The 14,699-nt window shown below is 46.9% G+C and carries 14 protein-coding genes; 5 read left to right on the top strand and 9 right to left on the bottom strand.

Annotation, left to right across the window (positions count from 1 at the left end):
- Positions 1–27: 27 nt before the first annotated feature.
- Positions 28–2,382: a GAF domain-containing protein gene (locus tag H6F51_20345; protein ID MBD1824822.1), complete on the bottom strand. Its 2,355-nt coding sequence runs from the start codon at positions 2,380–2,382 to the stop codon at positions 28–30.
- Between the two features lie 216 nt (positions 2,383–2,598).
- On the opposite strand from H6F51_20345, the gene H6F51_20350 reads away from it, so the two are divergent.
- Positions 2,599–3,060: a response regulator gene (locus H6F51_20350; GenBank protein ID MBD1824823.1), complete on the top strand. Its 462-nt coding sequence runs from the start codon at positions 2,599–2,601 to the stop codon at positions 3,058–3,060.
- A gap of 599 nt (positions 3,061–3,659) precedes the next feature.
- Here H6F51_20350 and H6F51_20355 read toward each other — a convergent pair.
- Both H6F51_20355 and H6F51_20360 read right to left on the bottom strand, forming a co-directional pair.
- On the bottom strand, positions 3,660–4,223 hold the full coding sequence (locus H6F51_20355) for a pentapeptide repeat-containing protein (protein MBD1824824.1): 564 nt from the start codon (positions 4,221–4,223) through the stop codon (positions 3,660–3,662).
- A 125-nt stretch (positions 4,224–4,348) separates the two neighbouring features.
- The gene (locus tag H6F51_20360) at positions 4,349–5,230 is read right to left on the bottom strand and encodes a spore photoproduct lyase family protein (protein MBD1824825.1); all 882 of its coding nucleotides are present in this window, start codon (positions 5,228–5,230) and stop codon (positions 4,349–4,351) included.
- Positions 5,231–5,519: 289 nt separating this feature from the next.
- Here H6F51_20360 and H6F51_20365 point away from each other — a divergent pair, with 289 nt between their 5' ends.
- Positions 5,520–5,792, top strand: coding sequence for a hypothetical protein (locus tag H6F51_20365; protein MBD1824826.1), 273 nt, complete (start codon positions 5,520–5,522; stop codon positions 5,790–5,792).
- Positions 5,793–5,807: 15 nt separating this feature from the next.
- Here H6F51_20365 and H6F51_20370 read toward each other — a convergent pair whose 3' ends face one another.
- Positions 5,808–6,434: a Hint domain-containing protein gene (locus tag H6F51_20370; GenBank protein MBD1824827.1), complete on the bottom strand. Its 627-nt coding sequence runs from the start codon at positions 6,432–6,434 to the stop codon at positions 5,808–5,810.
- 174 nt (positions 6,435–6,608) lie between these two features.
- Here H6F51_20370 and H6F51_20375 point away from each other — a divergent pair, with 174 nt between their 5' ends.
- Entirely contained in the window at positions 6,609–7,232 is a 624-nt protein-coding gene (locus tag H6F51_20375; protein MBD1824828.1) for a nitroreductase family protein, read from the top strand.
- Between the two features lie 35 nt (positions 7,233–7,267).
- Here the strand turns inward: H6F51_20375 and H6F51_20380 are convergent, their stop codons facing one another.
- The 4 genes from H6F51_20380 to H6F51_20395 form a co-directional block, all read right to left on the bottom strand.
- Positions 7,268–7,945: a TrkA family potassium uptake protein gene (locus tag H6F51_20380; GenBank protein ID MBD1824829.1), complete on the bottom strand. Its 678-nt coding sequence runs from the start codon at positions 7,943–7,945 to the stop codon at positions 7,268–7,270.
- Between the two features lie 62 nt (positions 7,946–8,007).
- Complete coding sequence (locus H6F51_20385) at positions 8,008–8,214, bottom strand: glycogen debranching protein (GenBank protein ID MBD1824830.1); 207 nt, start codon at positions 8,212–8,214, stop codon at positions 8,008–8,010.
- A gap of 40 nt (positions 8,215–8,254) precedes the next feature.
- The gene (locus tag H6F51_20390) at positions 8,255–8,737 is read right to left on the bottom strand and encodes a GNAT family N-acetyltransferase (GenBank protein MBD1824831.1); all 483 of its coding nucleotides are present in this window, start codon (positions 8,735–8,737) and stop codon (positions 8,255–8,257) included.
- A gap of 60 nt (positions 8,738–8,797) precedes the next feature.
- Entirely contained in the window at positions 8,798–9,943 is a 1,146-nt protein-coding gene (locus tag H6F51_20395) for an RpoD/SigA family RNA polymerase sigma factor (protein MBD1824832.1), read from the bottom strand.
- Between the two features lie 687 nt (positions 9,944–10,630).
- Here H6F51_20395 and priA point away from each other — a divergent pair.
- Positions 10,631–13,051 carry a primosomal protein N' gene (gene priA, locus H6F51_20400; protein ID MBD1824833.1) on the top strand — a complete coding sequence of 807 codons (2,421 nt, stop codon included), beginning with the start codon at positions 10,631–10,633 and terminating at the stop codon, positions 13,049–13,051.
- On the opposite strand, the gene queA is transcribed toward priA, so the two are convergent.
- Positions 13,043–14,119, bottom strand: coding sequence for a tRNA preQ1(34) S-adenosylmethionine ribosyltransferase-isomerase QueA (queA, locus tag H6F51_20405; GenBank protein MBD1824834.1), 1,077 nt, complete (start codon positions 14,117–14,119; stop codon positions 13,043–13,045). The genes priA and queA overlap by 9 nt on opposite strands.
- Before the next feature lie 181 nt (positions 14,120–14,300).
- Here queA and H6F51_20410 point away from each other — a divergent pair, with 181 nt between their 5' ends.
- Complete coding sequence (locus H6F51_20410) at positions 14,301–14,690, top strand: hypothetical protein (GenBank protein MBD1824835.1); 390 nt, start codon at positions 14,301–14,303, stop codon at positions 14,688–14,690.
- Positions 14,691–14,699 lie beyond the last annotated feature (9 nt).

Genomic DNA, 14,699 nt, shown 5'->3' on the forward strand with positions numbered 1-14,699 from the left:
CTGACTATACCAGCCCCAATGCAAAAATTAATTAGAACTAGGCTGATGCGGCAGTGTGAAGTAGAAGATACTCCCTTCGCCGCTGATCGACTCGACCCAAATTTTACCCTCATGCCGCTCTACAATCTTTTTCGCGATCGTCAGTCCTGCCCCTGTTCCACCTCCATACTTGTTTGGGCCATGAAGCCGCTTGAAGATGCGGAAAATGCTATCAAGATGATGTTCTGGAATGCCAATGCCATTATCTTTGATATAGAAAGTTGTCACCATTTCTGGTGCTTCGTCGTCTACATACCGTTTCTGCAACGATCTCACCGGATCTAAAAAGCCAATTTCAACCCATTTCTGAGCGCGATCGTTGTATTTAATCGCATTGCTGATCAAGTTCGTAAACACTTCCCCCATCTGAACCTGATCGCACAGGACTATTGGCAACGATCGAGGAATCCGAATATCAACATCAGTTTGCTCTAAACTAATCCGCAGCACATCTAGAACTGTATGTACCAGTTCGTTTAAGTCCGTTTGCTTCAGTTCAAGCCCAACTCGCCCCAGACGCGAGAAATGCAGCAAGGAATTGATTAAATCTTCCATTCGCTGCGTCAATCTGACCAGTGTGTGCAGCTTTGAGACTCCATCTTCATTCAAAACATCTCCATAGTCTTCGATCAGAAAGCTGGAATAGTTGTGAATTCCCCGGAGTGGCTCTTTTAAGTCGTGTGAGGCAATGTAAGCAAACGAGTCGAGTTCACTGTTGCTGCGCTCTAGCTCAATGTTAATTTGGGCAAGTTCATCTGCTTGGCGTAGAACAATGCCGACGATCGCGCTTCTGAGGTCTAATACCGCTTCAATTTCGCAGGATTTCCAGGGCAAAGACTGACCGCGCACCGTTTCCTGCCATAGCGCAAAAGACTGACGCGGAGACAAGCGCACTTCTCCACTCTCGGAGATTTCCACGGGTTTATTAGGGTTTCCGCCCCAGTTTACGGTTTGCACCACTTCAGATCGAAACCATAAGATGTAGTTGCGATTGACGCGAGAAATGGCTAATGCTAACAGTCCTGAAGCAATGTCTCGAAAGGCTTCAGCGGCTGGATAGACTTTAGAGAGTGCTGCTGTGGAAAATACATTGCTTTCAAACTGCGTTTCTATCCAGGTCAACAAATCTCTGAGCTGATCTGAGGAGGGAGTCTGACCGATCGAATAAAATTGCTCATTCCAGCAAATCACTACACCCTGAGCATTAACGAGTTCTAAAAGATTCGATTCATTGCTCACCAAACCATCCAGCATATTCTTATGCTGCGGAATGACTTCGACAAAGTTCGACTGAATCTCCTTGAGCTTCATTTTGTAATCCAAGTCTTCATTTTCTTCTTTCGCTATCAGTTCTAGCGACATCACTTGCCCCAAAAACTCACAGGCAGTCCGCACTTCATAGGTGAGATAGTTCGCCGAGGCATGATGACAGGCAATCAATCCCCATAGTTTTTTGTTCTTGATCAGCGAGATGGACATCGAAGCACCAACGCTCATGTTCTGCAAATATTCGATATGCAGAGGTGAAACACTCCTCAACACAGATAGACTCAAATCTGTCACTTGATGGGTGATCGGATTGATAGTTGGAATCAATGCTGCGGGCTGATAACTAACATCTGGAATGATTCGCAACCCGTTAAGCGTATAAAGCTGCTTGGCTTGCTTGGGGATATCACTAGGAGGATAGTGCAATCCTAGATAAGGGGTAAGCGCATCGCGTTTGTCTTCAGCAACGACTTGTCCTGCGCCCTCCTCATTAAACCGATAGACCATCACACGATCGAAGTCGGTCAATCGCCGCACTTCCTTGACGATCAAATTGCACATTTCACTCAAGCTATGAGCATTTTGCAGCTTGTGAATCGTGCCTTTGACGAGATGATAAAACCCGAAAAAGTCGGCTCTTTTTTCACTGCGCGAGGGTTCTAGCTCCAAAATTAGCAATTCTGCCCTGCGATGAATGATGCCATCAAAAGCAAGAGTTTCTTGTGGAGTTGTAATTAACAGATGCAGCGGATTCACGCTCTCAAAATCTTCGTTCAAGCAGTCTGAAATGAATTGAATCTGCTTGGAATCGAGTAAGCAACTTAAAGGCTGATTCAGTAATTCTTCTGGAGATCGCTTCAATAAAGACGTACTGTTGCTGACTTGTACGATCGTTAAGTCCGGCTCACTCAAAACTAACAACACACCGTGCGGCTGAATTTTGCCGGGAATATGAATTAGTTCACGATCGCAGTTTGTGAGATTGATTTCTTCAGGGGCAATGTTTTCAGCTTGATTCGGTTGCCGCTCACTTGATTGGGACGCAGAACTAACACGATGAGCGGGCAATTGCATTGAGGATCGGGGGCAGAACGTCCTTTGTATTCTACCGAGTTCTCTTATCTACAGCCGAGCTAATTCTAGTCATTAGGCTGCTTCTCAGCGATATGTTTGCCTGAAAATCCGTCTTCGGGTAGATGCAATTCATGAAATCTTTTAGATCAGGTCATATAATCTAATTTTAGTCTACTAAACAATATCAGCCTTTGAATCTAAAGCGAGTGTTAGCCAATGGGAGAACAGAGTGCCATCCTGTTAGTTGTGGAAGATAGTGATGAAGATTTTGAAGCACTGCAACGAACAATTCGCCAAACTTCGATCGCCTGTCAGATTCAACGCTGTTCCGAGGGAGACGAAGCGTTAACTTTTCTCTTTTCTAGAGACTCACGGGAAACACTGTTTCCCCTGTCTGCTTTTCCGCCCTCGCTGATTCTGCTGGATCTGAACCTGCCGGGTATGGATGGACGAGATATCTTAGCGCGGTTAAAGCAAGATGAGATTCTAAAGATGATTCCTGTGGTGATACTATCTACCTCCAATAATCCTAAAGATATTCGAGGGTGCTACAGTCTTGGCGCAAACGCTTACCTAATTAAGCCGATCGATACCGTTAAATTTAAGCGAACAGTCCAACTATTTGTGGAGCATTGGTTTGAAGCTGTTACCCTGCCAAACGCGGTCGATCGTGCCTGAGTACCTTGTTTTTCTTGTCGTAGACAGGAATTCTTATCCACGCCAACAACTTAATAATTTCTTAATACTGCCTATACCTAAAGAGCGATTTGTCAGGAAATTCTAACGTCCTATGCTATGAATAGCACCGGCAATTAGGGCGATTTATCTCATTATGGACGCTTCAAATCATTGCTTTATCTGCTCACATACATTGCTTTTACATATCCAACATCAAGAGAAATATTGGTACTGTAGCCATTGCCGTGAAAAGTTTTCAACTGATTTTCAACAGCGCACAAAGATTACAAATAGTGGACGGGTTTCTCCTAGTCAGCCTGAACGCCTAAGACCTCGGCCAATTCCTCATTTTGGTAGAACAACGCCCCGCCCTCAGATGGAGAAGAGCGATCGTTATGCAGCGATATCAAGCTATGTATAGATCTGCTGCTTGAACGATAATCTGCTGTTCAAAGAAACACAGCTTTAGTATGCTCCAAACTGTTTTACGCAGAAGGCAATGGAAGCAACCCATTACAAGAGAGATAAGCTGGTTCTTCACCGCTGCTTAAAAGGATTGGTTTGATCGTGATGGAAGCATCACGATCAAATCAGTAACTTTATGTCTGTTGTTCTTCAAGCTGTGTTCCTTGCAAGTTAGCTCCTTCCAACAGAGCATCTGTTAAGTCAGCATTGGCAAAATTTGCATCTGTCAGATCAGTGTGATCGAGTTCTGCATTGCTCAGATTTGCGGCCTGAAAGTTGACAGAATCCAATTCAGCGCGGCTTAAGTCTGCTGATTGTAAATTCGCTTCACTCAAATCTGCATCACTTAAATCCGCATCTTCTAGATCTGCTTTGATCAAACTTGCTGCAATCAGATCTGCTTCTTCTAAGATAGCGGCTTCTAGATTTGCGCCTTCTAAATTCGCGTGATTGAGCATGGCATCGCGTAGATCTGCACCTGTTAAATCCGCTCCACTTAAGTCTGCATAGTTCAGTGCAGCTCCGCTGAGATCTGTTCGGCTTAGGTTTGCTCCACGCAAGTTTGCTCCATCCAAGATGGCACCATGCAGTATGCTTTCATGCAGATCAATGCCTTCTAGTGATGCTTCTCGCAAATCTGCCACGCTGAAATCTCTTTCTCCTGCGGCATAACGCTCTAGTAGTTCTTGCTTATCCATTGCTGGCTCCGTTCTAGGCTGAATCACTATGCTTGATGATAGAAAAGTTACGCAAGCTCTTACGCCTTCCTATTGGTACACCTCCAGTAAAGAACGAAGAAGCAATGCTTTCTCGATTCGATGAACTAGAAAGCGTAGCGAATCTTGCAGTAAGGCAGACGATCGCTCAATAACTCGGTCAAACCTTCGATCAATGTTCCTTTGAAGCCGCGTCGATACCGCACATTCTTACCGCCTGTCTGAGAATATTTAGTCTCCTGAATGTCTGGTCGCCATAGAAGTGCTTCTCCCTGCGGATGCCAACCGAGATTCACTTCGTGCAGCTTGTCATTGTGCGTGAGGAAGATAATCTCAGCTTGAAGCTGTGCTTTGGCTCGATCGCTCAGCACATTATCTAATTGCTCAAATAGCTCAGAATAGTCTTCAAGCCAATGATCGTCGTAAATCACAGGAGCAAAGTTCACATGCACCTCATAGCCTGCATCCACAAAGTCATTGATGGTAGCAATGCGATCAGCGATCGGGGATGTGCGAATATCTACAATCTGTGCTTTCGCCTGTGGCATCAAACTAAAGCGAATCCGGGTCTTGCCTTGCGGGTCGTAATTCAATAATTCACGATTCACTCGCTTCGTGGCAAAGGTTGCCTTAGCATTCGGCAGCGTGCGGAACAATGCAATCAAATCCTTAACATTATCGCAAACGGCAGCATCGACCGAACAGTCGCTATTCTCACCAATCTCATACACCCAATACTGTGGATCAACCTGATTCGGCTCTAGCTTCATGCCTTGCTTGATACTGTGGCGTTTGAGATATTGCTGAATGCGATCGATGTTCACAAAGGTTGTAATCGGATTCGCAAAGCCCTTGCGCCGAGCCACATAGCAATTATGTGTCACAACGTCGTTTGCAACAAAGGACTCATATTTGGGAACATGAAAATTATGGACAGTCGTAGGCTGGCTGATGCGCTTAATGCTTGAAACTTTCTGATAACTCGGCATAAGTTGGATAAAACGATGGGAAGAGGAATTAAACAAAACTGCTTATGGTGCGGATGAAATACGACCGAGCAGTTGTTCTGCTGTAATCAGTGCGAACAGGCGCATACGGCAATACTTGAAAAGCCCTTCAAGTCTTTTTACTCCTACCGTCAAGCCAGTCAGTATCTAGGAAAAGATACACGAACAATTCGGCAGTATGAAGGCATCCTATTTGCTATTGATAAATCGCTTCCAAATCTGCACAGCAAGCTGAAAAATTGTCGGATTTGCGGTCAACTATCCAAAGCGCATGAGAATCGTAAAGGATATTGTCCAACCTGCTCAAAAGCAGGGGAAGGAAGAAAATCGCAAGCTAAAATCATTGCAGAACGCTACCTTGCACAAGGCAACCCAAACTATGTTAATGGCAGCGTTAACCAAACGTTTAGACATCGACGCAAAGGAAAAGCATGGACTAGAAACATTCTTGAGCGCGATCGGGCTTGCCGATGCTGCGGAGAAACCAAAATTCTACAAGCCCATCACGTCATCCCTGTCGCCCTATTTCCACAATACGCCTTAGATCTGAACAATGGCATTACGCTGTGTGGGCATCATCACACAGAACTTCATCGTCTTCAGTTAGATCTCCAGCTTTTACCCATCCTCTACGAGTCATTATCGGATGTTCAGCCGTTACACGAAGCACTTGCTGACCAACCTGAATTTCAAGCACTTCGTCAACGTCCCGTTGAGCTGTTCCAGAAACGGCGGCTTCTACAAGCTGTCCCGAAGAACTATCGTAAGCAAATACGACATCTCCATCCTGAATTTGCTCGACAGGTACTTGACCTTGAGGAGTAGAGATCAGGGTGCCAGAAGCAACACAATACGCGCAAGCCATCGCGCAACCATTGGCGTGAGAAGGTGCGACAAAATCAGAGCTACGACAATTCGGACGAGCAGAAAGCGACTTCTTCACACCGAGAACTAAGACCGATCGCTTAATCCGATTCCACTCTCCTACAGAATCTTCATTCCCGTGAAGGTCTGGAATTTGCCAGTGAGACTCAACTTCTGTGCGATCGGCATCGGGATACTGTGCAAAGATCTCGTGAGCGCGGGGATAGTCGAGAACCGCAGGTTCAAAATAAATCTGTTGAATGTTGAGAAGCCGAGTAATATCGTCGCTTGATGCGGTGGAATGCTGAAGTGATGAAGTCAAAGGACAGGTCTTATACTCTTCAACTCTAGTTTAGCGTTGCCGTCTAAACGGCTCAGTGAGGTGATCCGATGCGCGATGTAGGGATCTACGCTAGATGCGTTCCCGTCTAAAGAGTGAGGGCATTGAGAAGTGCTTCGATCACGATTAAGCGATCGTTTCTTCAAGTAAAGTGCTATGGCAGTTAGTTCTGATCCATTAGTCGATAAGGTTGTCCCTACCGAGTACCCGATCGAATCCATTCTCAAAAATCGCTGGAGTCCGCTTGCTTTTTCCGATCGTCCTGTTGAACCGGAAAAGCTTGCTAGTGTTCTCGAAGCGGCGCGATGGGCAGCCTCTTCCTTCAATGAGCAACCCTGGAGTTTTATTGTTGCAGCGAAAGACAACCCAGAGGAGTTCGATCGATTGCTTGGCTGTTTAGCAGAAGGAAATCAGGAATGGGCAAAGAGCGCTCCGATACTGATGATTTCAGTGGCTAAGCTCAATTTTGAAAAGAATGGCAATGAAAATCGTCATGCCTTTCATGATGTGGGAGCAGCAGAAGCAAATCTAGCCGCTCAAGCGACCGCGTTAGGTCTTCATGTTCACCAAATGGCGGGCTTTGATGTTGCCAAAGCAAAAGAACTGTATGGCATTCCTCAAGGATATGAACCTGTTGATGCGATCGCGCTAGGGTATCTCGGTGATCCTCATCAGTTATCGGAGCGATTGCAGCAAAGACTATCGGCTCCACGATCGCGCAAACCGATTCAGGATTTTGTCTTTACCGGACGCTGGCAGCAATCCTCAAACTTGATTTAATGGCTTTGGTGCGAACACGCAAAGTGGACTCGCACCTAACTGCACTTCTGAATAAAATCAATCACTTCGTGCATAAATCCCGGTTTGGTCACCATCAGCACCGTAGAATCTGGTGCTAAAATCGTGCTGCCGTTGGGAATCTCCAGATCCATTTGGGAGTGAGGTTGATAGCCAATAATCAAAGAGCCACGCGGAAATCGAGGATCTTGCGCCACCTCTGCCACACTGCGACCGACTACGTTGCAATTCGGCGAAATCGACAGCTTAAACACTTCAATCTGACCCTGCTCAAAGTGCATCATCGATTCCACTTCCGGGTACTCGATCAAATTCACCATTGTCGAAACCGCAAGCTCGATCGCATTGATCACATGAGTTGCCCCGGCAAATCGATACGGCTCAGCAAAATCCTTGTGCCGCATTCTGACCATAATCATCGGCACACCATAATGCTTTGCCAGCGTCACCATTGCTAAATTCAAAGCATCATCCCGCAGCACCGCCGCGATCGCATCCGCCTTACGAATTCCAGCTTCGATCAGCACTTCGGTACTTACCGCACTGCCCTCGAATGCCATCACCCCTAACTGTTCCCGCGCATACCGACAAGCCGCAGGATTCACATCAATCACTGCAACCGTATGCCCCAGAGCAATGAGACGCTGAGCCAGATTTAGACCGATCAGACCCGCGCCTCCAATTAAAACGTACATAGACCTTCTGACTCACGATGATGCTTCTAGCCTAAAGTATGAGCAATCAAAAACCGGATCTTTTAGTCAAGCTTGAGCGAATTAACCGGAACTTCGTCCCAAGATTTAACGAGACGCATCCGGGCAACCCAACCTTCTGCTTTTTGTTTGTCGGTTAGATTTGCTTCAAAGGATTCGTGGCATTCTTGCGCTTGAGATTCATTGCAGCAGGCGATACACGCATACATCAGCCCCGATGGATCAACTTGTTCGTTTACCCAAATTGCCATAATTGTGTCCTCCAAGACCCTACAGAGAATTTTGCCATATTTACGAGGAGCTTGTTGCCATGTGCGTTAGTGCTTCTCCCGTCACTCGACAGATTCGCCAGTCTGGAAGCACCGTTGCCCCCATGCGTTTGTAAAATCCGATCGCGCTTTCGTTCCAGTCCAAGACGCTCCACTCTAAACGCCCACAGCCGCGAGATACTGCGATCCCAGCCAATTCTGTTAGCAGTGCTTTACCGATCCCCCATCCTCGATAGTCGGGTCGAACAAAGAGGTCTTCTAGGTATATTCCCGGCTTTGTCAAAAAAGTTGAATAGTTGTGTAGAAATAGTGCAAAGCCGATCGCTTTATTTTCAACAATGGCGACAAGTGCCTCTACGTAAGGCTTTTCGCCAAAAAGGTGATTGTGGAGATGATCGATCGATCCCGTAACTTGATGGGACAATTTTTCATATTCCGCGAGTGCCTGAATCAAGGCGAAAATCTCAGGCACATCAGCAGGAGTCGCAGGACGAATTTCAAACATAAAATTATGAGTTTCAAGTTGCAGCAACTCAAAACTCATAACTCATATTTCGGGGATTGACTAGCCTAACCAGCCCTTTAACCGCTCTGCAATTTGCGGTCTTCTCAACTTCCGCATCGCTTTACTTTGAATTTGGCGCACCCGTTCTCGCGATAGGTTGAACATTCCGCCCACTTCTTCAAGCGTACAAGGCTTGCTGGTGGTCAGACCATAGCGCAATGAGATAATGTCTTTCTCACGCTCGGTCAGGACATTGCCCAATACATCCCAAATCTCTTGACGCAACATGGTTTCGCTCATTTGGGACTCTGGCGATTGTGTATCTCCATCTTCGAGCAAATCCATCAATTCTGTATCTTCACCTTTACCGACTCGGTGATTTAACGAAAGCGATTGACGGCGAACCTGTTGGAGATGCTGTAATTGCTCTACGGTTAATTCGAGCGATTGAGCCATTTCTGCTTCAGTTGGATTGCGTCCGAGTTCGCGTTTGAGTTCGCGATGCGCTTTTTTCAGTTTGTTGAGCTTCTCAACAATATGAATGGGTAAGCGAATGGTGCGAGCATCATTCGCGATCGTTCGCGTGATCCCCTGCCGAATCCACCAGTACGCATAGGTTGAAAACTTATAGCCTTTGTCGGGATCAAACTTTTCGGTTGCCCGATTTAATCCTAAAGCCCCTTCTTGAATTAAATCTAAGAATGGAACACCGCGATTGAGATATCGTTTCGCAATCGAGACGACTAAGCGGAGATTCGATCGAATCATCTTCCGCTTTGCCACACGACTGCGGTGTAATCGATGTTCTAATTGCCTTTCGGTCAAGCCCATACGTTCTGCCAACTCGGCTTTGGTGGGCATATGACCTAATTCGCTATAAAGCTTACGTTGTACCTCATCCACTTCTACAAGATACTGTACTCGCCGAGCTAATTCGACTTCTTCATCGGCTTTAAGGAGCGGGTAACGCGCCATTTCTTTAAAGAATGCGCCAACCGCATCATCCGCAACGGTTTTGTTATATCCAGACGATCGAGCCGATGCCATCTGATCAATTTCAGATTCACCGGAATCGGTTGAGTCTTCTAAATCAGCGGCAACCGAAGTCAGTTCGAGTAAATCAGGTTCAATTTCGATCGGAGTGCTGTCTGCGAAATCGGCTTCTAATTGCAAAGAGTCCACTGAATCTAACTCAGCAACGTCCATTGCAAAGTCCAAATCACTAGAGAGGGCTTCTGTGTGAGAACTGTTGCTTTGTTCGTTCATAGTGATGTGATATTGAGGTAGTTTTACGCGATCGAGTTAATGAGAGAGTTGCCAGTTAAGTGATCAATTTAGGCTGAAGATTTAAGCCAGTATTGAGTCGTTTTATCTTGAATGTTTTCTAATTAAATTTGAATCATGTAGCCTTAGAATTCCTCCTGAACCTATGACGAATTTGTAAGTTTGGTGACAAACTTTTTGGAAACGTTTAGTTTATGAGCAGGATAGAAAGTCTGCTCGGAACCGCCGTCTCTGAATCGGGAGGAATCCTGGAGATGCGTTTTCAGCTTCGGCACGTTTCCGATTCGCTGGAGTAGCGAATTGCACTTGAATCGAGTTAGAAATTTTGCCCATAAGACAAGATCTCGAACCGTCCGGTTGCTATAACAGACTCTCATACCCGTTCCGATTTTCATCTCTACCAATGGTTGGAAAAGCCAAAGCCAGAGGTTTCAATCTATCTTTAGACAAGTCCTCAGCCATTAGGGCGATCGATCCGGTACACTCAGTCTCACGTTAAAATTAATCAATAGTTCATCCGCACTGCATTACTTTCGATTTCTTGGTAATTTCATACCGTAGTTTTTCTTCCTTACAGGACTTCTTAAGTTTTTCTCTTCATTTGCTGATATGTCTGAGTTGCAATCTGTGGCGGAATCGAGGGCAGAGTATTTGACTGCGCCAATGTGGGTTGAGGTATTAGTGGATTGTCCGGGGGCGCAGGGAGTGTTCACCTATTCTGTGCCGTCTGGATTGCGGGTGCAGCCTGGGGACATTCTCAGTGTTCCGTTTGGGGCACAGCAAGTAGGGGGAATTGCAGTTCGGGTACTGAATGATCTGCCGAAGTTAGAGCAGATTCGATCGGTTGATTCGATTGTGAGTGCAGGCTTTTTCCCAGCATCGTATTGGGCATTGCTCGATCGCGTGGCACGTTATTATCAGACTTCGCTGATGCAGGTGGTGCGAGTGGCTTTACCGCCGGGATTGTTGGCGCGATCGCAAAGACGCATTCGATTGATTAATCCCGAAACGAATGAAGTCTTTCTCAATCCTGCCGCGCAACAAATTCTCAAGCTGCTAAAAGCGAGTAAAACTAAAGGCTATTCCTGGCAATTCATTCAGCGACAGGTCAAAGGGGCGCATCGGGGACTTCAGGACTTACTGAAGCTCAATTATGTCGAAAGCTATCTAGAGCCGCCTGCAACGATTCGACCGCAACTGCGACAAGCTGTGATCCTGGTTTCGATGCAGGCAGAGTTGCGAGAACGTCAGCGCGAGATTTTAGAAGTTCTGAAGCGCAACGGAGGTGAGATGTGGTTGACTGACTTGCTGCAGCATTGCCGCACGACTTCTGCGACGGTGAAGCGGCTGCAAGAGCAAGGCTGTGTGATTCTTCAAGGTCGGGAAGTTCTGCGGAGTGAACACAGTCCACAAGTTAATCATGATGCTGCTAAATCACTCACCCCGGATCAAGCTCAAGCACTAGAGCGAATTCAAGCGGTAACGGGATTTGAACAGATCTTGCTGCATGGTGTGACCGGATCAGGAAAGACTGAAGTTTACTTGCAAGCGATCGCCCCGATTCTAGAGCGCGGTCAATCTGCCTTAGTGTTAGTGCCTGAGATTGGATTAACGCCACAGTTAACCGATCGCTTTCGGGCGAGATTTGGCGATCAAGTTTGTGTGTATCACAGTGCGCTCTCTGATGGCGAACGGTTCGATACTTGGAGACAGATGCTCACAGGTTCGCCACAAGTTGCGATCGGGACACGATCAGCAATTTTCGCGCCGCTCCCCAATTTAGGATTAATTGTGCTGGATGAGGAGCATGATTCAAGCTTTAAGCAGGATCAGCCTGCTCCTTGTTATCATGCGCGATCTGTGGCGCAATGGCGTGCTGAACTAGAAGATTGTCCCTTGATTCTCGGATCTGCAACGCCTTCGCTAGAGTCTTGGTTAACGGCGCAATCTTCAACTTATCTATCGTTACCGAAGCGCATCTTAGATCGACCTTTACCGCAGATTGACGTGATTGATATGCGGCGGGAACTGCACGATCGCAATAGCTCAATTTTGAGCCGATCGTTGCAATTTAAACTGAAGAAACTCAAAGAAAACAATCAAAAAGGACTGTTATTCATTCATCGTCGCGGACACAGTACCTTTGTGTCTTGTCGCAGTTGTGGCTATGTGATGGACTGTCCGAACTGTGATGTTTCGCTCTCCTATCATCATGTTCACGAAAATGCTCAACCGCTTTTAAGATGCCACTACTGTAATCACACTCAGAGTCAACCAGAGCGCTGTCCCGCTTGTGGTTCATCGTATTTCAAAAACTTTGGAAGCGGCACTCAACGAGTGGTTCAAGAACTCGCTAAGCTATTTCCTGACTTAAAAACAATTCGATTCGACAGTGATACGACTCGTGCTAAAGGAGCGCATCGAGCATTGTTAAGCCAATTTGCTCACGGTGACGCAGATTTATTAGTGGGAACACAAATGCTTACCAAGGGGATTGATCTCCCTCAAGTCACCCTGGTCGGAATCATCTCAGCCGATGGTTTACTCAACTTGGCAGACTTTCGAGCGAGTGAAAGAGCCTTTCAAACCTTGGTACAGGTGGCAGGACGCGCCGGACGAGGCACTGAACCGGGACGAGTGATTCTACAAACCTATGCTCCCGAAAATCCGGTGATCCAAGCGGTCAAACGCCAGCAGTATGAACCTTTTGTCGCCAGCGAACTCGAACAACGATCGCTGCTCAACTATCCCCCTTACGGACGCTTGGTGTTGCTGCGATTTAGCGGTCTCAATGCCAGCACCGTTCAGTCCACTGCAGAAACGATCGCTGACCTCTTACTTAAATCCGACGAAGATTATCAAGTTTTAGGCCCTGCACCCGCAACCATTGTCAGAATCGCTCAGCGCTACCGATGGCAAATCTTACTCAAGCTGACTGACGATCGCATTCCTGATGTGATGGAACTGCGATCGCACTGTCCCTCGACGGTGAGTTTAACGATCGATGTCGATCCAATGAACCTAATGTAATCGCGCTTCCGGCAGAATTAGCATCGCATCACCAAAAGAATAGAAGCGATATTCGTTCTCGATCGCATCCTGGTACAGCTTTAACAACCGCTCACGTCCAATCAAGGCGCTGACTAACATCAATAAACTGGACTTTGGTAAGTGAAAATTTGTAATCAAACCGTTAACGGTGCGCCACTCATAGCCCGGATAGATAAATAAATTTGTCTTGCCGCAGTAAGGTTCAATCTGACCCGACTGCGATGCCCCTTCGAGCGATCGCACCACAGTTGTCCCCACCGCAAACACTCGTCCCCCTCTCGCTTGCGTTTCTCGAATCTTCTCCACCGCTTTCGGAGAAACCTCGATCCATTCTCCGTGCATCTGATGTTGCGTGATATCTTCAACTTCGACCGGACGAAACGTGCCTACCCCAACGTGCAGCGTAATAAAAGTCTTTTCGATGCCCTTTTGCTCTAAACGTTCTAGAAGTTCGGGCGTGAAGTGGAGTCCTGCGGTCGGTGCGGCAACCGCTCCCCTGCGATCGGCGTACACAGTTTGATACCGATTGGGTTCTGCTTCAGTTTCGTGGATATATGGGGGTAGAGGCACTTCGCCAAACTGGTCAATCACTTCAAGCAGAGATCGGCCGTCTGAAGCCTGAAATTGCAGAATCCGCCCGCGTGTCTCTGGATCACTCGCTAAAATCGATGCCGTCAACTCAACCTCGGTCTCCCCATGCGGCTTAAACACAATTTGATTGCCAGGCTTCAAACGCCTTCCAGGTTTGACCAATGCTAACCACTGATTTTGCTGATGTTCTTCGAGCAGCAGAATCTCCACTTCAGTCCCCGTCGTTTTGTGCCCGTGCAGTCGCGCCGGAATGACCTGCGTGTTATTCAACACCAGCAAATCCCCAGGACGCAGAATCTCATCTAGCTCCCGAAAAATCCGATGACAGTGCTGAGTTTGACTTTCAATCACGAGCAGCCGCGCACTATCCCTTGGAGTGGCGGGATTCTGAGCAATACGCTCTTCAGGTAAATGATAGTCATAAGCCGAAAGGAGTTGGTCAGCTTCCACGGTCATAATTAGGGGCGATCGTTACAGGTGAGTGGTTAGTATTTTCGGATAATTTTGATCCGGATCACTCAATAATTTACAAAATGGGTGAGATTCCCCAGGCGATATCGGGGGCTTCTCCCCTATTGCAATCGTGGGTGCTACCGCACAATAGAAATGTAAGCCGCATTTGCTAGGTGTCAATTCTATGGAGTACCTCTACTACCTCGCGAATGCCAGTCTAACCCTGAGAATTGTGGAACACTTGCATCACTCGAAGCAACTCCCGCTCAGCTTCTTGACTGTCATTCACCAAATCGATGGTTGGGTTGTCAGGGTTAAGCTATCTCAGGCGATCGATGCCCAGACCGAAGGCGATTTTAGAGCGTTTCTAAATGAGTTAGGCATTCCTTATTGTCCAAACATTCGCATTCAAATGGTATTGTGGGGACTCGAAACAGGACAATCCCCGATCGATGTGATGCAGCGCTATCAAGTGGCAGTGGTTTCGCATGGTAGCCCCGAACGCGAAGAAATCGAAGAGTTCCGCAAGCAGTTTGTTCAAGGGTTGGGATATTGCCCCGAAACGCTGGCTTAACTAAATGGT

The organism is Cyanobacteria bacterium FACHB-DQ100 (assembly GCA_014695195.1).
In the GTDB taxonomy this organism is placed as follows: Bacteria; Cyanobacteriota; Cyanobacteriia; order Leptolyngbyales; family Leptolyngbyaceae; genus Leptolyngbya.